General features: G+C 64.9%; 16 protein-coding genes. 6 read left to right on the top strand and 10 right to left on the bottom strand.

What is annotated here, in order from left to right; genetic code table 11:
- Positions 1-160: 160 nt before the first annotated feature.
- The 5 genes from fchA to ASF32_RS25450 form a co-directional block, all read right to left on the bottom strand.
- Positions 161-802: a methenyltetrahydrofolate cyclohydrolase gene (gene fchA / locus ASF32_RS15485; protein ID WP_056430075.1), complete on the bottom strand. Its 642-nt coding sequence runs from the start codon at positions 800-802 to the stop codon at positions 161-163.
- A gap of 3 nt (positions 803-805) precedes the next feature.
- Positions 806-1669: an NADP-dependent methylenetetrahydromethanopterin/methylenetetrahydrofolate dehydrogenase gene (locus tag ASF32_RS15480; RefSeq protein WP_056430072.1), complete on the bottom strand. Its 864-nt coding sequence runs from the start codon at positions 1667-1669 to the stop codon at positions 806-808.
- A 230-nt stretch (positions 1670-1899) separates the two neighbouring features.
- The gene (locus tag ASF32_RS15475; RefSeq protein ID WP_056430070.1) at positions 1900-2844 is read right to left on the bottom strand and encodes a D-2-hydroxyacid dehydrogenase; all 945 of its coding nucleotides are present in this window, start codon (positions 2842-2844) and stop codon (positions 1900-1902) included.
- A 108-nt stretch (positions 2845-2952) separates the two neighbouring features.
- Entirely contained in the window at positions 2953-4161 is a 1209-nt protein-coding gene (locus ASF32_RS15470) for an aminotransferase class V-fold PLP-dependent enzyme (RefSeq protein WP_056430067.1), read from the bottom strand.
- Between the two features lie 109 nt (positions 4162-4270).
- A complete protein-coding gene (locus tag ASF32_RS25450; protein ID WP_156467843.1) occupies positions 4271-4444 on the bottom strand; it encodes a hypothetical protein in 174 nt (57 codons plus the stop codon).
- Between the two features lie 339 nt (positions 4445-4783).
- Here ASF32_RS25450 and ASF32_RS15465 point away from each other — a divergent pair, with 339 nt between their 5' ends.
- The 3 genes from ASF32_RS15465 to ASF32_RS15455 all read left to right on the top strand — a co-directional run bounded on the left by ASF32_RS15465 (position 4784) and on the right by ASF32_RS15455 (position 7420).
- A complete protein-coding gene (locus ASF32_RS15465) occupies positions 4784-5611 on the top strand; it encodes a UDP-2,3-diacylglucosamine diphosphatase (RefSeq protein ID WP_056430064.1) in 828 nt (275 codons plus the stop codon).
- Positions 5608-6678: a glycosyltransferase family 1 protein gene (locus tag ASF32_RS15460; protein WP_056430061.1), complete on the top strand. Its 1071-nt coding sequence runs from the start codon at positions 5608-5610 to the stop codon at positions 6676-6678. The genes ASF32_RS15465 and ASF32_RS15460 overlap by 4 nt, the downstream gene beginning before the upstream one ends.
- A gap of 115 nt (positions 6679-6793) precedes the next feature.
- Entirely contained in the window at positions 6794-7420 is a 627-nt protein-coding gene (locus ASF32_RS15455; RefSeq protein WP_056430058.1) for a ribonuclease HII, read from the top strand.
- On the opposite strand, the gene ASF32_RS15450 is transcribed toward ASF32_RS15455, so the two are convergent.
- Both ASF32_RS15450 and ASF32_RS15445 read right to left on the bottom strand, forming a co-directional pair.
- Positions 7407-8552 carry a PA0069 family radical SAM protein gene (locus tag ASF32_RS15450; RefSeq protein WP_082470385.1) on the bottom strand — a complete coding sequence of 382 codons (1146 nt, stop codon included), beginning with the start codon at positions 8550-8552 and terminating at the stop codon, positions 7407-7409. The two genes, ASF32_RS15455 and ASF32_RS15450, sit on opposite strands and share 14 nt — an antisense overlap.
- Positions 8537-8872, bottom strand: coding sequence for a VOC family protein (locus ASF32_RS15445; RefSeq protein ID WP_056430053.1), 336 nt, complete (start codon positions 8870-8872; stop codon positions 8537-8539). The genes ASF32_RS15450 and ASF32_RS15445 overlap by 16 nt, the downstream gene beginning before the upstream one ends.
- A 216-nt stretch (positions 8873-9088) precedes the next feature.
- On the opposite strand from ASF32_RS15445, the gene ASF32_RS15440 reads away from it, so the two are divergent.
- Positions 9089-9610, top strand: a complete 522-nt coding sequence (locus ASF32_RS15440; protein ID WP_056430051.1) for a hypothetical protein — start codon at positions 9089-9091, stop codon at positions 9608-9610.
- On the opposite strand, the gene moaB is transcribed toward ASF32_RS15440, so the two are convergent.
- The 3 genes from moaB to ASF32_RS15425 all read right to left on the bottom strand — a co-directional run bounded on the left by moaB (position 9611) and on the right by ASF32_RS15425 (position 12262).
- Positions 9611-10168 (bottom strand): molybdenum cofactor biosynthesis protein B, encoded by a 558-nt coding sequence (moaB, locus tag ASF32_RS15435; protein WP_056430048.1) that lies wholly within the window; start codon positions 10166-10168, stop codon positions 9611-9613.
- A 140-nt stretch (positions 10169-10308) separates the two neighbouring features.
- Complete coding sequence (locus tag ASF32_RS15430) at positions 10309-11217, bottom strand: neutral zinc metallopeptidase (RefSeq protein WP_056430046.1); 909 nt, start codon at positions 11215-11217, stop codon at positions 10309-10311.
- Positions 11218-11347: 130 nt separating this feature from the next.
- A complete protein-coding gene (locus ASF32_RS15425; RefSeq protein WP_056430043.1) occupies positions 11348-12262 on the bottom strand; it encodes a uracil-DNA glycosylase in 915 nt (304 codons plus the stop codon).
- A gap of 220 nt (positions 12263-12482) precedes the next feature.
- Between ASF32_RS15425 and ASF32_RS15420 the strand changes: the two genes are divergently transcribed.
- Both ASF32_RS15420 and ASF32_RS15415 read left to right on the top strand, forming a co-directional pair.
- Positions 12483-14135 carry an electron transfer flavoprotein-ubiquinone oxidoreductase gene (locus tag ASF32_RS15420; RefSeq protein WP_056430040.1) on the top strand — a complete coding sequence of 551 codons (1653 nt, stop codon included), beginning with the start codon at positions 12483-12485 and terminating at the stop codon, positions 14133-14135.
- Between the two features lie 126 nt (positions 14136-14261).
- Positions 14262-16118: a tetratricopeptide repeat protein gene (locus tag ASF32_RS15415; protein ID WP_056430037.1), complete on the top strand. Its 1857-nt coding sequence runs from the start codon at positions 14262-14264 to the stop codon at positions 16116-16118.
- Positions 16119-16183 lie beyond the last annotated feature (65 nt).

Here is a 16183-nt window from a genome sequence, read left to right as displayed (position 1 = left end):
TTCCCTGGGACAGACACTCTCGTAAATTTCACTTCACGGAAAGAGCTTCTGCTGTAATATTTTTTTACATTCTCTTTCAGTCCGCCTTTAATGGCGGCTGGAATGTATTTTGTAGACAAAAAGGCCGGCTGAGTTTGTTCTCGCCGGCCTGTCGTTGATCTTAGTTCACCTTGGCCTTTACGACCTCGTAGATCTTTTCGTTCAGTGGTCCTGCCGGCCCGAGCAATTCTTCGAGTTGCTTCAGGCGCTCGTCGGCAAATCCGCGATCGTCCAGGCCCTTGGCGTTGACATAGACGTTGAGCGCGGCGCTGCGCAGGCCGGCATGAGCGGAGAGAACTGCGACCCCGGCATCGGAGATGACGTTGAGATTGCCTTTCTCAGCCACGGCCTCGGCGAGGTCGATGACCTCGCGGCAGGCGCGGCAGCAGGCGAGCGGCACGTCGGTGGCGACCTTGAGGGCCTCTTGGATCCTTGCGGCGCGAGCCGCCTTCTCCTCGTCGGTGCCCTTGGGCAAGCCGTAGGCCCCCATCACGGCATCGAAAGCCTCGACGTCATCGGCGATCATGCCGGTGAGTTCGGCCCGGAGCGCCTCCGATTTGCCGAGGATCTCCTTCAGCTCGCCTTCGACCTCGACGTATTTCTTCTTCCCGATGGTGAGGTTGCACACCATGCTGAGAAGCGCGGCACCCATGGCACCGGAGATGGCGGCGGCTCCGCCGCCTCCGGGAGTCGGGGCCGAGCTTGCCAGCCCGTCGAGGAAGCTCTGGATGGTTTCGTTGGCAGGTGAGGTCTTCTCGCTCATGGGTCAGGCCATCGTCTTGGCGAGGGCGTAGATCTCCTCGGCGTCGAAGACCTTCTCGGCGCTGTCGAAGAGCTGGCCGACGCAGGCGCGGTGAAGCTTCAGCTTCAGGCCGCCGATGCCGAGGGCGCCGAACACCTTCTTGCCGTGGCGCTCCTTGCCCTTGTCCATGGCGTCGATGCCGCCGAAACCGAGGGGCGGCTGGGCGTTGTAATCGGCGATGAACTCGATGCTGGCCTCGTCCTTCCAGTCGGCTTCGGCCAGAAGTTCGAGCCCAATGGCGCCGGCGGAGAAGACCAGGTTCTGGCCCTTGACGATGGCGGCGCGAGACGCGGCGTCCGGCGTGGCGGCGGCGCTGATCTGGACCTTGAAGCGCTTGTTGATGGAATCGGCGGCAGCCTGAGCCTTATCGAGAGAGCGACCGCAGAGAACCACGGTGGCGCCTTCCTGAGCCAGGAGTGCGGCCGAGCGCATGCCCACCGGACCGGTGCCGGCCAGAACGACGGCCTTCTTCCCCTGAAGCGAGCCGGCAGCCTTCTGAACCAGAGCGACGCCTGCGGCGGCCGTAGTGTTCGAGCCGTTCGAATCGAGCATGATCGAAACGCGGAAGGGGCCGAAGAAGCGCTTCTTCACCGCCTCGAACACGGCCTCGCCAGCCGCCATGCTGCCGCCGCCCACGAAGATCGCCGTGGACTTCTTCTCGGAACCGCCGCGGGTGTAGATGGTCCCGTCCACCAAGGCGCCGACATTGTCGGGCGTCACGTTGCCGTAACCGGTGATGCGATCGGCGCCACCATCGTAGCCGACGACCACGTCGAACACGCTCGGAACGGTATCGGTATCGAATTGGAACAGCAGCTTCTTGGTCATGTCGTTTCCTCTGCCCGCGTCGCTGCGCGGCTGACGTATCGTTGTCATTGGCGCGTCTCGTCATATCGCGCGATGGACCGTCCCCATCGTCGTGGGGCGCCGCCGGCGAGACCGTAATTCCGGCTCGCCCTCGGTGCGGACTCGATCGGCGTCCGCATTCATGGTGTCCGGGGTATCGCCTTGCGACCCCCGAATGATTACGGCTCCGGGGAGCCGACTCGTCGTCGCGTTCAGCCTTCGACCACGTTCTGCGGTTTGCCCGCAACATAGGCCTCGACATTATCCACGAGCTGGTCGGCCAGGATCTGCATCGCTTCCTTGCTCGCCCAGGCCACGTGCGGCGTGACGATGAGGTTCGGCAGGTCGAGCTCGCACAGGATGTTGCCGTTCTTGGGCGGCTCGGTCATCACCACGTCGAATCCGGCGCCACCGATCGTTCCGGCCTTGAGCGCCTCGGCGAGAGCTTCCTCGTCGACGAGGCCGCCACGCGCCGTGTTGATCAGGATGGCGTGCTTCTTCATCTTGGCCAGCTGCTCGGCGCCGATCATGTTCCGGGTCTCCGGCGTCAGCGGCGCATGCAGGGTGATGACGTCGGATTCGGTGAGGATCGTCTCGAAATCCACGAGGCCTTCCTGCGGGAACACATCGTAGGCAATGACCTTCATGCCGAGCGCTTCCGCGCGCTTGGCGATCGACTTGCCCAGAGCCCCGTAGCCGACGATGCCCAGCGTCGAGCCGGCGATGTCGTGGATCGGATAATCGAAGTAGCAGAACTGGGTGGACTTCGCCCAATCGCCCCGGCGCACCGAATTCGCATAGGGCACGATGGCGCGCCGCAGGGCGAACATCAGGCCGATCACGTGCTCGGGGACGGTGTTGAAAGCGTAATTACGGATGTTGACGACAGTGATGCCGAGTTCCTTGGCGGCCTTCTTGTCGACGACGTCGGTGCCGGTGGCGGCGACAGCGATGAGTTTGAGATCGGGCAGCTGCTTCAACGTGTCGGCGCGCATCGGCACCTTGTTGATCAGTGCGATCTCGGCACCCTTCAGGCGCTCGACGATCTCTTCCGGCGTCCAAGTCGACTCGTATTCGGTATATTCATGCGGAAAATTGAATTCGCGCACCTTGGCATCGAGGGATTCACGGTCGAGGAAGACGATTTTGTGCGCCATTGGAACCCTCAAGCGACGTTCCGCGCCAAGCGCGACGTTACGCGATACACACTTCTATAGACGATGCCCCGAGGCCGGCGAGAGGCCGGCCCCGGGAAATCACGGTGATCAGGACTTCGCGAGCGGGTTTTCGCGCAGGTAGCTGGAGGCAGCGGCGACGCCGGAGCCTGGCTGCACCTTCACGCCGTTGTCGAGCATGGCCATTTCCGCGCCCGCGATGGCGCCGAGGAGCGAGAGCTCGTTCAGGTCACCCACGTGGCCGATACGGAACACCTTGCCGGCCACCTGGCTCAGACCAGCGCCGAGGGCGAGGTTGTAGCGCACGAAGGCGTGCTTGATGATCGCGGCGGCATCGACGCCTTCGGGAACGAGGATCGCGGTCACCGTGTCGGAGTTCCACTTGGCTTCCTTGGCGCAGGTCTTGAGACCCCAGGCCGCCACGGCCTGACGGGTCGCCTCGGCGAGCACGGCATGGCGGTGGTAGACGTTCTCGAGACCTTCTTCCCGCAGGCAGGCGAGTGCCTCGCGCAGGCCGTAGAGAAGCGGCAAAGCGGGGGTGTAGGGGAAGTAGCCGGCGCCGTTCTGCTTCTGGTGGTCGGCCCAGTCGAAGTAGACATGCGCGAGGCGATCGTTCGGACCCGACGACGACTCGGCAGCCTTCAAAGCCTTCTGGCTGACGCAGATCACGCCGAGGCCGGCGGGGAGCATCAGGCCCTTCTGCGAGCCCGCGATGGCGCAATCGACCTTCCACTCGTCGGCGTAGAACGGCAGCGAGCCGATCGAGGACACGCCATCGACGAAGAGAAGCGCCGGGTGGCCGGCCGCGTCGATCGCCTTACGCACGGCACCGATGTCGCTGGTGACGCCGGTGGCGGTCTCGTTATGGACCGTCATGACGGCCTTGATCTCGTGGTTCGTGTCGGCGCGCAGCGCCTCCTCGATCCGCTGCGGGTTCGCACCCGTGCCCCACTCTTCTTCCTGAACGATCACGTTCAGGCCGAGGCGCTGGGCCATGTCGATCCAGAGGTGGCTGAACTGGCCGAAGCGCGAGGTCAGAACCTTGTCGCCACGGTGCAGCGTGTTCGTCAGCGCGGATTCCCAGATGCCGGTGCCGGACGCGGGGAACAGGAAGATGGTGCCTTCGGTGGAGCCGAAGACCGCCTTGGTCTCTTCGAACAGGGGCTTGGTCAGCGTCGGGAAGTCGACCGAACGGTGATCTTCCGAGGGGACGATCATCGCCCGCTGAACGCGGTCAGGAATGTTCGTCGGGCCCGGAACGAACAGATGATTCCGACCCGGTCGTCTCGTTGCCGCCATGTTGTGTCTCCGGTTCTTCTTTGGTTCGCGTGCACGCAGCGCACGACGCTGGGTTCGAATACGGTAGTCTAAGGTCGCGATCCGGCTTGGGTCGACGCCAGTGCGGTTCCTAAGCTTTGGATGAGGATACGACAACGTTGCCGAACGCCCGGCTCACGTTTTTCCGGCCGGATGCGATGGCATGGTCCGCGTCAATCGACGGGTGGCGTGAGGCCAGCCCCGAGGCATCTTCGATGCCCGCGAGGTCCGGAATGCTCGACGCAACCGCCTTCGACTGAATCAAGCCTCTCTCCGTTGGCCGGGGCGCGCGGTATTCGCACACTCCCATGGCCGTGGACGTCGTTTCTCACCTCGTCGGCGGCCTTGATTTTGCCTCGTGCGGGCTCCGGACACACGCTTTCCAGCGCGATCCGGTGGGTCACCTTGGACCTGACTATGCCGAGGTTCGCGGTCGAAGGAAAATGCAAAAAACTTCGTCGCCACTCAAAAAATTTGTGGCGCAATGCAGCATCTCTGCGCCTTGCTTGAAAGGGGTCCGCTGCGAAGCGAGCAGAGGTCGCGTCATCAAACTGATACGGGAATCCGGTTTGGCTCAACGCACCGAAGCCATTCGGAGTGGGTCGTGGGCGAAGATACAGAGAAGACGATCCGCGTGAGGACGCTCTTCCTGTCCGATATGCATCTGGGCACGAAGGGCTGTCAGGCAGGGTTACTGCTGGAATTCCTGCGGGATTACGACGCCGATGAGATCTACCTCGTCGGCGATATTGTCGACGGCTGGCAGCTCAAATCGGGCTGGTTCTGGCCGCAGAGCCACAACGACGTGGTGCAGAAGCTGTTGCGCAAAGTGCGCAAGGGCTCGACGTTGATCTACATCCCCGGCAACCACGACGAATTCCTGAGAGATTATCTCGGCATGACGTTCGGTGGGATCGAGGTGGTGGACGACCGGATCCACGTCGCGGCAGACGGCAAGCGCTACCTCGTCATCCACGGCGACCAGTTCGACATGGTCGTTCGGCATGCCAAATGGATCGCCTTCCTGGGTGACGGGGCTTACACGTTCGCGCTCTTCATCAACACGCATCTGAATACGATCCGGCGCCGCCTCGGCCTCGCCTACTGGTCACTCTCGGCCTGGGCGAAGCTGAAGGTGAAGAACGCCGTCAATTTTATCGGAAAGTTCGAGGAGCTTTTGAGCGCCGAGGCGAAGCGCGTGGGCGCCGACGGCGTCATCTGCGGACATATCCACCATGCCGCTCACCGCCAGATCGCCGGGCTGACCTATCTGAACACCGGGGATTGGGTGGAATCCTGCACCGCCATCGTCGAGCATTACGATGGCACCATGGAGGTGCTGCATTACCCGAGCGTGCTGCGGGCACGCGCTGCCGCCGAAGAGGCGGAACGAGGCGCGGTCCTCTCGAATCCGGCAAGGGCGGTCGCGTGAGGCTGCTGATCGCCACCGATGCTTGGCACCCGCAGGTCAACGGGGTGGTCCGTTCGCTCGAGAACATGGCCAGCGCCGGCCGCGAGCTCGGGTTCGAGACGGTGTTCCTGACCCATCAGGATTTCGCTTCGGTGCCGCTTCCGGGATATCCCGAGATACGGCTTTCCTACGCCACGAAAGGTAAGGTCGCACGCCTCTGGGCCGATCTTGCGCCGACCCATGTGCATGTGGCGACCGAGGGGACCGTCGGTTACGCGACCCGCCGCTATTGCCTCTCGCATGGCCGCCCGTTCACCACGAGCTACCACACGCGCTTTCCCGAATATCTCGCCGCCCGCGCGCCCGTTCCGGAGAGTTGGAGCTACGCCTGGCTGCGGCGTTTCCACGGCGCGGCGAGCGGTACGATGGTATCGACCCCATCCCTCGAGCGTGACCTCGCCTCCCGTGGTTTCGGTAACCTGATGCGCTGGACGCGGGGAGTCGATACCGACCTCTTTCGCCCCGCTGGGCCGGATGACGTCCTGCCGGATACCCTGGTCGGGTTGCCCGGACCGTTCTTTCTTTTCGTCGGCCGGCTGGCGGTGGAGAAGAACGTCGCGGCCTTCCTCGATCTCGACCTGCCGGGCACGAAGGTTGTGGTGGGAGACGGACCGGACCGGGCGCGTCTCGCGGGCCTGTATCCGCAGGCGTGCTTCCTCGGCACCCTCACCGGGGCGGCGCTCGCCCGGATCTATGCGGCGGCGGACGTCTTCGTGTTTCCGAGCCTGACCGACACGTTCGGCATCGTGCTGCTCGAAGCCCTGGCCTGTGGCGTACCGGTGGCGGCCTACCCGGTGACCGGACCACTCGACGTCATCGGTGGCACCGGCGCCGGAATTCTCGGGCCCGACCTGCGCGAGGCCGCGCTTGCCGCCCTGTCGATCCCGCGCGAGCGCTGCCGCGCGGAAGCCCTGCGCTATACGTGGAGCGAGAGCGCGCGCCAGTTCTTCACCAACATCTCTTTAGCGCACGGCACCGGCCTTCCCATCCCCCGACGCCGATCGTTCCGGGCCGCACCGGCCGTGTGACCAGGCGACGAGGGATGGCTCCGTGATCCCGCTGGTAGAAGAGATCGGCCTCCCACACGTTTCTGCCCGTCCATCCCGTGACCGTCGGACGGGACGGGTGTAGGCAGACGGCCTGATGCCCAGACCGTTCACCGATTCCGTCGCCCGCACCCTCCCCGCTCTCATCGGTTGCGACGAGGTCGGGCGGGGCGCTCTATCCGGCCCCGTGGTCGTGGCGGCGGTGTGGTTCGATCCGGCCGTGTTCCCGGCCTCAGTGCTCGCCTGCCTCGATGATAGCAAGAAGCTCGACCGGGCGACGCGGGAGCGCCTGACTCCTTTGATCAGGGAACATGCCGAGGTTGCGGTCGCCGCCGGCTCGCGTGCTGTCGTGGACCGGATCAACGTCCGCGCCGCGACCCTCGACGCCATGAAGAGAGCCGTCGAGAAACTCGGGCTCGATAAGCCCGTGGCCGTCGATGGCCGCGACAGCATTCCCGGCCTTGCTCTTCCGTGCCGGGCGGTGATCGGTGGCGACCGGCTCGTACCGCAGATCGCCGCGGCCTCCATCGTCGCCAAGACCCTGCGGGACGATCTCATGCGGGCCCTGGCCACCCGTCATCCGGCCTATGCCTGGGATCGCAATGTCGGATACGGGACCGCTTCCCACCTTGCCGGCCTGGAGAGAATGGGCCGTTCGGCCCATCACCGGGTGAGCTTCACCAAGCGTTTTGCTTCATCACCTGCGGCAGTCACAACAGGCTGAGCTGAGCCCCGGTCGCGGCCGTGCGGTCGAAGAGATCCGTGCGCAGGGTGATGCGTGCATCTGCATAGCCGAGCCGCTGCTTTGCGAGCCGCATGCGTTGGGCGATGAGGTCGGCATAGGCGCCGCTGCCGGTCATCCGCCGGCCGAAAGTCGCATCATAGGCTTTGCCGCCGCGGGCCTCTCGCACGAGCGACATCACATGGCGCTGGCGTCCAGGATAATGTTCGGCGAACCAGTCGTTCACGAGGTCGTCGAGTTCGAGAGGCAGCCGCAGAAGGACATGCCGCGCCTCGACGGCACCGCATTCCCGCGCCCGCTCCAACACCGCCTCGATCTCATGGTCGTTCAGCGACGGAATGACCGGTGCCATCATCACCATGACCGGGATGCCGGCGTGGCTCAGCTGGCGGATCGCATCGAGGCGCCGAGCCGGATGGGGGGCGCGTGGCTCCATGCGCCGGGCGAGGACCGGGTCGAGAGTGGTCACCGACATCGCCACTTTGACGAGTCCGAGTTCGGCCATCGGCGCCAGAATATCGATATCGCGGGCGACGAGATTCGATTTGGTGACGATACCGACGGGATGGCGGAAACGCGCCAGCACGCCGAGCACGGCGCGGGTGATGCCGTGGTCGCGTTCGATGGGCTGGTACGGGTCCGTTGCCGTCCCGAGGGCGATCGTCTCCGGCACGTAGCCCTGCACCGAGAGCTCCCGCTCCAGCAACTCGGCCGCGTTCGCCTTGTGGAACAGCTTCGTCTCGAAATCGATGCCCGGCGAAAGGCCCACATAGGCATGGTTGGGCCGGGCGAAGCAGTAGACGCAACCGTGCTCGCAGCCGCGATAGGGATTGATCGAGCGATCGAACGGCAGGTCCGGCGAAGTATTCCGTGTCAGGATGCTGCGTGCGCGCTCGGGAAGATCTTCCGTCGGCAGGCGCCGGACCGCGTCATCCGAAGCCCAGCCGTCGTCGAATGTCTCGCGCTGCGCCGGCTCGTAGCGACCGCTGGGGTTGGCCGTCGCCCCACGTCCCTTGCGTGCGCTTGTGGGGAAGGTGCTTCCCGCGAGCCGCCGAGCGGGGACGGCGAATGGGTCGTCGCATTCGCCGCCACCATCCTTCACCGCTCGGACCACGCTGCGAGTTCCGTCCCGGCCGGGTCCGTGAAATGAAAGCGACGGCCGCCGGGAAAGGTGAAGATCGGCGCTACGATCGTGCCACCTGCCGCCTCGATGCGGGCCTGCATGGCTTCGAGATCCTCGGCGTAGAGCACGGGCAACGGCATCGCTCTCGGTGCATCGGCATCGAAACCGCCATCGAGGCCCTGTTCGAAGGCGGCATAGCGAGGGCCGTAATCGACGAAGCTCCACCCGAAAGCCCTCCCGTAGAACGCTTTCACCCGGTCGAGATCGCCGCCCGGCAATTCGAGATAATCGATCTTACCATCCTGTCGCATCCGTGACCCCCAATTCACCCTGAAGCCAAGACCATACGGCGAATCCAGCCTTCGCTTTCGCCACCTGCCTTTACGATCCGAACATATCAGGAACACGACGGCTGGCGCTGCCCTTATTTCGAGCAATCGCCGGCTTATGACGCCCCGGAACGGTTTCTTGCGGAGCTTTCGCGGCCACCTGGCTTTTCCCACGCTGAAAATACGCTATGCGCGCGCATGATTTCGGCTCTGATCCATGTGGCGAGGCCGGCCGACCCCTTGGCGGTCGACCAGCTCGCCGACACCCTGGGGGCTCTCGTCGAGGGCGTTGCTGCCGGGCTCGTCGGCGATGCGGTGATCATCGCCCCAACCCATAACGCAGCGATCGATGCCGTCGCCGAGGCAACCGGCGCGACCTTCGTGGTCCGTTCGGGTGGTACGCCCCCTTGGTCGGCTGGCGCGAAGGCCGCGCGGCGGGAGTGGGTCCTCTGCCTCGAAGCAGGCGACGTTCCGGCCGAGGGCTGGATCCGCACGATCGATCGGTTCATCGGCACGGCACGGCCTGAAATGGTCCTCGGGCGATTGCGCCGGCTGCATGCCGGGCTGCCGTCGCGTCTTGCGGCGCAGGGTGAGTCCGTGATCGGTGTCCGTGCGCCCCGCGCAGGGGACCTCGTGCGCCGCGACCGCCTGATCGCAAGCGGCGTCTTCTCGACCCGCCTGCATCCGCGACGGGTGAATGTGCGGCTCAACCGAGGGTGATCAGACCGGGATCGAAGCGCCACGTCGAAGGTGTTCGTCCAGGCGTGGCATGATCTCGACGAAGTTGCAGGGCCGGTGCCGATAGTCGAGCTGGGCCGAGAGAATGCCGTCCCAAGCGTCGCGGCAGGCTCCCGGCGAACCCGGCAGGACGAAGACGAAGGTGGCGTTCGCGAGTCCTGCCGTGGCCCGCGACTGGAGGGTGGACGTCCCGATCTTGTCGTAGGAGATGCGATGGAAGACCGCCGAGAAGCCGTCCATCCGTTTCTCGAATAGCGGCTCGATCGCTTCCGGCGTCACGTCGCGTCCAGTAAAGCCGGTGCCGCCGGTGGTGATCACGACGTCGACCGACGAATCCCTGGTCCACGATTCCACCTGAGCGCGGATCGCCGCCACCTCATCGGGCACGATGGCCCTGCCGGCGAGACTGTGCCCTGCCGCCACGAGCCGCTCACACAGCGTGTCGCCGGAGCGGTCGTCTTCGGCGACACGTGTGTCGGAGACGGTCAGCACCGCGATAGAAAGCGGGATAAAGCTACGGGTCTTGTCTGCGGCGACCATGGCTGGCTGCTCTCGGCTCGGCGATAACGCTTCGTTCTACCCGTGAATGGGCCCGATGGTCGATCCCGACATATAAGCGTCCTCGGCCGCTGCCCAGTGCGGACACGATACCGTGCCCGGCTCTTGTCGCAGCTGCCGCCTCAGTTCCGCGCCGCGCGGAACGTATCGCAGGACTTGGTCTGGCCGCTCTTGTAGCCTGTCATGAACCACCGCATCCGCTGGTCCGACGAGCCGTGCGTGAAGGAATCCGGCACGGCGTAGCCCTGCGACTGCTTCTGGAGCTTATCGTCGCCGATGGCACTAGCTGCCTGCATGGCTTCCTCGATGTCACCGGGCTCCAAAGAGTTATACTTGTCGTTTGAGTTCTTGGCCCAGACGCCGGCGAGGCAATCGGCCATCAACTCCACGCGTACCGACAACTGGTTAGACTCGACCTTGCTGGATGCCGCCTGCTGGCGACCCTGGACCTTGCCCAGAATGCCCAGTTCGTCCTGCACGTGGTGGCCGACTTCGTGAGCGATCACATAAGCATAGGCGAAATCGCCTTTGACCCCGAACTTCTGCTCCATTTCCTTGAAGAACGACGTGTCGAGGTAGACCTTCTTATCGAGCGGACAATAGAACGGCCCCATCGCTGCCTGCGCCGATCCACAGCCGCTGCGCGTGCCTCCGGTGTAAAGCACCATGCCGGTCGGGCGGTACTGCTTGCCGGTCTGGTTCGGGAGAATTTCCTTCCAGACGTCCTCGGTATTACCGAGGATCGCAGCCGCGAAACGTCCGCTCTCGTCCGCCGGCTTTGTCTTGCGCTGGGCCTGGGTCTGCGGATCGACACGCTCCTGGCGCGGTTGTCCGCCGCCGCTCATCTGCTCGGCGCCACCGATCAGGATCGCGGGATTGATGCCTGTGACCCAGCCGATGATGCAGAGGATGACGATGGTGCCGATGCCGAGCCCGCCGGCACCGCCACCCGGAAAGCCTCCGCCGCCTCCACCGCCCTCGCCACGGCGGTCCTCGACGTTGTCCGAAGAGCGGAAATCTTCCCAGCGCATGATCTCGTCACCCTTCGTGGCGTAGCCCTACCGGAACCCGGTCGCCACGCGCATCACTGTCTTCGGTCCCGTGTGCCCGAACTAATCCCGCGGTGAAAGATACGGTTCCGCTTCCACCCCGGCTTTCGCCCTACGCTTTGCCGTCGAGGGTTGCCCTCAGCAGGCGGAAATCCCGCCACGCGAGACGTTTTTGAAGTGGCTGGCGTAGGAGATAGGCCGGGTGGAGGGTCGCCAGAGCCTTCACCTCCCGGTCACCCACCCGATAGGGATAGAACCGTCCTCGCGCCTTCAGGATACCGTCTTTCGTGCCGGTGATCGCCTGTGTGGCCGGACTGCCGAGGCAGACGATGATGTCCGGGTCAGCGAGTTCGATCTGGCGTTCGATGAAGGGTTTGCAGATCGACACCTCTTGTGGTGTCGGGTTGCGGTTTCCCGGTGGTCGCCATGGCACGATGTTGGTGACGTAGGCTTTTGTCCGGTCGAGACCGATCGCCGCCATCATCCGGTCGAGCAGTTGACCCGAGCGGCCCATGAACGGCTTGCCGACGCGGTCCTCGTCCGCTCCCGGTGCCTCACCGATGAACATGAGTTTCGACGCCGGGTTTCCGTCGGCGAAGACGAGATTCTTGGCTGTGAACTTGAGGGGGCAACCATCGAATGTGGCAAGCAGTGCCTCAAGCTCTTCGAGGGAGGCGACGTCGCGAGCCCGCGCCCGAGCGTCGCCCGCAGCCTCCCCGGGTTTCGCTGCCGCGGATTGTCCATAGGTCCGCGCCGGCGGGGCCGACGGCGCCTGCCCTCGCGCCGGCAACTCGCGGCGAGGCGGCACCGGATCGGCCTGCGGCCCCTCGTGAGACAGCTCGGCCCGCTGCGACGATACGGGGGATGGCGATCCGCGCTGTATCGTCGCCGGGCGCCAGGGCGCGGGATCGTCGGTTTCGGAGAAGCGATCGTGCGGGCGTTCGTCGAGACAAAGATCGACGCCGGATTCCACATGGAAGTCCAGTTCGGCGATCACGTCGCGCTGGTGGTCGGGGCCTTGGCTCATGGTTCTCGATGTGGCTCTTGCGGAGCCTGTGGACAACACTTCGCGGGGCGGGATCTACCATCGTCTGCATGGCTGCGGGACGGCCAGAACAAAGCTGAGACCATCCGCAGGCTTGCGTTCCCAGCTTGGAATGGGTTGAGAGTGTTCGCAATCATAACATCGCGCATTCGACGGCTGGTCTCGATCGGTTTCGGGTCGCGCGGCAGGAGGAGTTTATAGGATGGCGTTGCCCGAGCGCGAGGGTATGGATTTCGACGTGGTGATCGTCGGTGCGGGGCCCGCTGGCCTTGCCGCCGCGATCCGCCTCAAGCAGATCGCCGCCGATCTCACCGTCGTCGTGGTCGAGAAGGGGTCCGAGGTCGGCGCGCATATCCTGTCCGGCGCCGTGATCGATCCGCTCGGGCTCGACCGACTGCTCCCCGATTGGCGTCAGGACGAGGCCCGGCCGCTCAAGACCGAGGTCGAGCGCGACGAGTTTCTGTTCCTGACCAAGAACAGCGGCATCGCGCTGCCGAACTTCGCTTTCCCGAAATTCATGTCGAACCACGGTAATTTCGTCGGCTCGCTCTCGAACATGACGAAGTATCTCGGCGCCAAGGCCGAGGAACTCGGCGTCGAGATCTATCCAGGCTTTCCGGCCTCGGAAGTGCTCTACGACGATGCCGGTACCGTCATCGGCGTGGCCACCGGGGATCTCGGCATCGGCAGGTCCGGCGAACCGCGGGACGACTACACCCGCGGTATGGAGCTGCGCGGCAAGTACACGATCTTCGGCGAGGGCGCGCGCGGCTCGCTCACCAAGACGCTGATCGACCGCTTCCAGCTGAACCGGGACAGCGATCACCAGAAGTATGGCCTCGGCGTCAAGGAACTCTGGCAGCTCAAGCCGGAGACGTTCGAGCCGGGTCTCGTGCGCCACACCATGGGCTGGCCGCTTTCGAACAAGACCGGCGGCGGCTCCTGGCTCTACCATTTTGACGATCACCTGCTCTCGGTCGGCTTCGTCACGCATCTGAACTACGAGAACCCGACCCTGTCGCCGTTCGAGGAGTTCCAGCGCTTCAAGACCCACCCGATGATCCGCGACGTGTTCGAGGGCGCCAAGCGCATCGGATACGGTGCCCGCGCGATCATGGAAGGCGGCTGGCAATCGGTGCCGAAGCTCGTCTTCCCCGGCGGCTGCCTCGTCGGCTGCTCGGCCGGCTTCGTCAACGTCCCGCGCATCAAGGGTTCGCACAACGCCGTGCTCTCCGGCATGCAGGCGGCCGAGGCCATCGCGGCCGCCCTCACCGCCGGCCGGCAAGGCGACGAACTCACCGATTACGAGACGGGCTGGCGCGACAGCGACATTGGCCGCGACCTCAAGCGCGTGCGCAACGTCAAGCCGCTCTGGTCGAAATACGGCACGCTCGTCGGCGTAGGCCTCGGCGGCCTCGACATGTGGTCGCAGACGATCCTCGACGCCTCGCCCTTCGGCACACTCAAACACGGCAAGCCCGATCACCTCGCCACGAAGCCGATCTCGGAGGTGACGCCGATCGTCTATCCGAAGCCCGACGGTAAATTGACCTTCGACCGGCTCTCCTCGGTCTATCTTTCGAACACCAATCACGAAGAAGACCAGCCGCCGCATCTCAACGTCAAGGACGCGGCGCTCCAGAAGTCCTCGGAGCACGACGTCTATGGCGGCCCCTCGGCGCGCTACTGCCCGGCGGGCGTCTACGAATGGGTGCAGGAGGGCAATGGCGTGCGCTACCAGATCAACGCGCAGAACTGCGTCCACTGCAAGACCTGCGATATCAAGGACCCCAACCAGAACATCAATTGGGTGACGCCGGAGGGGCCGGGCGGGCCGAACTATCCCAACATGTGAGGACGCACCGGACCCCAACTGCCCGCCATCCTTTCGCCTTGCGAGGATGGCGGGAAGAGTTCAGTGTCCCCGCCCGATCGGCATCGGTCCCTGACGGACGATGCGCTACAAACGCGACTGGTGCCCATGAACGGAAACGCCGCGACCCGCCGGACCCTCTCGGCTCTCGCCCTGTGCCTCGCCGCCTCCGTGGCGACGTCGGTCACGGCCCTGGCAGCCCAGCCCCGGGAATCGGCTCCGGTGACGGAGTACGAGCCGGCGGAGTCGCTGGAGGGCAACTTCCTGTCCGCCTATATCGCCGGCGCGTCCAAGGACACCTCCGCCGCCGCAAGCTTCTACCGCGAGGCCGTGAAAGCGGACCCGCGCAATGCGGAACTGCTCGAGCGCGCCTTCGTGTCGCTTCTCGCGGACGGAGCACTGCCAGACGCATTCCGCGCGGCCGAGCGCCTCACCGCCCGCGATGGATCGAACGGCCTCGCGCAGCTCAGCCTTGGGGTTCGCCAGATCAAGGCCGGCCAGTTCGCGCAGGCCCGCCAGAACTTCGCCCGCAGCGGACGGGGTGCTGCAGCCGATCTCACCAGCACCCTCCTGACCGCTTGGGCCTATGCCGGTGCCAATGACGGAAAGCGCGCGCTCGAAGTGGTGAACAAGCTGAAGGGCGAGCGCTCCTACAACACTTTCCGCGACTTCCATGCCGGGTTGATCGCCAACCTCGTCGGCGATCAGGCGGAAGCGGAGCGCCGGCTCAAGGCCGCCTACGACGCCGACCAGAATACCCTGCGCATCGTCGATGCCTATGCCCGGTTCGAAGCGCAGGCCGGGCGGACGGACCTCGCGATCCAGGCCTATACCGCCTTCGACCAGCTTCTGCCGCGCCACCCGATCGTGCGCGACGCCCTCGACAAGCTGAAGGCTGGCAAGCCCCTGACCCGCCTCGTCAACACCGCTCAGGAGGGCGCCGGCGAGGTACTCTACGGGCTCGGCTCGGCCGGATCGACCCAAGGCGACGAGTTGCCCGCCGTGGTCTATCTGCGCCTCGCCCTCTATCTCGCCCCCGAACACGCCCTCGCCCGCCTGACCCTCGCCGACACGCTCGACCGGATGAAGCAGACCGAGCGCGCCAACGATGCTTATGCGCAGATGCCGGCATCTTCGCCGCTGAAGCTCAACGCCGATATCCAGATCGGCCTCAACCTGGAGCAGATGGGCAAGGGCGAGGAGGCGACCCAACTCCTCGACGCCGCCATGAAGGAGCATCCCGACAGCATCGACGTCGTGACCGCCCTCGGCAACGTGCAGCGCTCGCGCAAGAAATACGAGGAAGCCGCAGCCACCTACAGCCGTGCCATCGAGCTCATCGGCAAGCAGCCGGCGTCCAATTACTGGACGACCTTCTACTTCCGCGGCACCGCCTACGAGCGGGCCAAGCAATGGCCCAAGGCCGAGGCGGACCTCAAGAAGGCGCTGGAACTGGTTCCGCCGAACCAACCGGCGGCGCGGGCGCAGGTGCTTAACTACCTCGCCTATTCCTGGGTCGACCAGAACATGAATATCGATGAGGCCTTCACCATGCTGAAGCAGGCCGTCGATGCGAGCCCGCGCGACGGCATGATCATCGACAGCCTCGGCTGGGCTTATTTCCGCCTCGGGCGCTACGACGATGCCGTGCGCGAGCTGGAGAAGGCCATCGAACTCAAGCCCGGCGACCCCACGATCAACGACCATCTGGGCGATGCGTACTGGCGCTCGGGCCGGAGGCTCGAAGGCAAGTTCCAGTGGCAGCACGCCAAGGACCTGAACCCCGAGCCGGACGATCTCGTCAAGATCAACGCCAAGCTCAAGGATGGCCTGCCGGAACTCGAAAAGCCCGCCGCTACCGCCGAGAATCCTCCCGAGGCGGAGAAGGTGAATCCGGATCTGCCGAAGGGCGCCCCGGCTCCGAGCGAGCCCCCCGGCGCGGCCGACAAGAAGACCGGCGGCTGAGACCCGGCTTGACGGGTGGGGGATCGCGGGGCCAGACCGGCCGCGCATTCCCGCGGTCGAAAGAC

The organism is Methylobacterium sp. Leaf91 (assembly GCF_001422815.1).
GTDB lineage: Bacteria > Pseudomonadota > Alphaproteobacteria > Rhizobiales > Beijerinckiaceae > Methylobacterium.
The sequence above is the reverse complement of the archived record's forward strand: the minus strand, read 5'-3'. Positions and strand labels throughout refer to the sequence as shown.

What these genes read in the sequence shown, in the direction of transcription:
- fchA (WP_056430075.1), bottom strand. Translation starts at nt 802, where the DNA reads ATGAGCGAGAAGACCTCACCTGCCAACGAAACCATCCAGAGCTTCCTC.
- ASF32_RS15480 (WP_056430072.1), bottom strand. Translation starts at nt 1,669, where the DNA reads ATGACCAAGAAGCTGCTGTTCCAATTCGATACCGATACCGTTCCGAGC.
- ASF32_RS15475 (WP_056430070.1), bottom strand. Translation starts at nt 2,844, where the DNA reads ATGGCGCACAAAATCGTCTTCCTCGACCGTGAATCCCTCGATGCCAAG.
- ASF32_RS15470 (WP_056430067.1), bottom strand. Translation starts at nt 4,161, where the DNA reads ATGGCGGCAACGAGACGACCGGGTCGGAATCATCTGTTCGTTCCGGGC.
- ASF32_RS15455 (WP_056430058.1), top strand. Translation starts at nt 6,794, where the DNA reads ATGCCCAGACCGTTCACCGATTCCGTCGCCCGCACCCTCCCCGCTCTC.
- ASF32_RS15445 (WP_056430053.1), bottom strand. Translation starts at nt 8,872, where the DNA reads ATGCGACAGGATGGTAAGATCGATTATCTCGAATTGCCGGGCGGCGAT.
- ASF32_RS15440 (WP_056430051.1), top strand. Translation starts at nt 9,089, where the DNA reads ATGATTTCGGCTCTGATCCATGTGGCGAGGCCGGCCGACCCCTTGGCG.
- moaB (WP_056430048.1), bottom strand. Translation starts at nt 10,168, where the DNA reads ATGGTCGCCGCAGACAAGACCCGTAGCTTTATCCCGCTTTCTATCGCG.
- ASF32_RS15430 (WP_056430046.1), bottom strand. Translation starts at nt 11,217, where the DNA reads ATGCGCTGGGAAGATTTCCGCTCTTCGGACAACGTCGAGGACCGCCGT.
- ASF32_RS15425 (WP_056430043.1), bottom strand. Translation starts at nt 12,262, where the DNA reads ATGAGCCAAGGCCCCGACCACCAGCGCGACGTGATCGCCGAACTGGAC.
- ASF32_RS15420 (WP_056430040.1), top strand. Translation starts at nt 12,483, where the DNA reads ATGGCGTTGCCCGAGCGCGAGGGTATGGATTTCGACGTGGTGATCGTC.
- ASF32_RS15415 (WP_056430037.1), top strand. Translation starts at nt 14,262, where the DNA reads ATGAACGGAAACGCCGCGACCCGCCGGACCCTCTCGGCTCTCGCCCTG.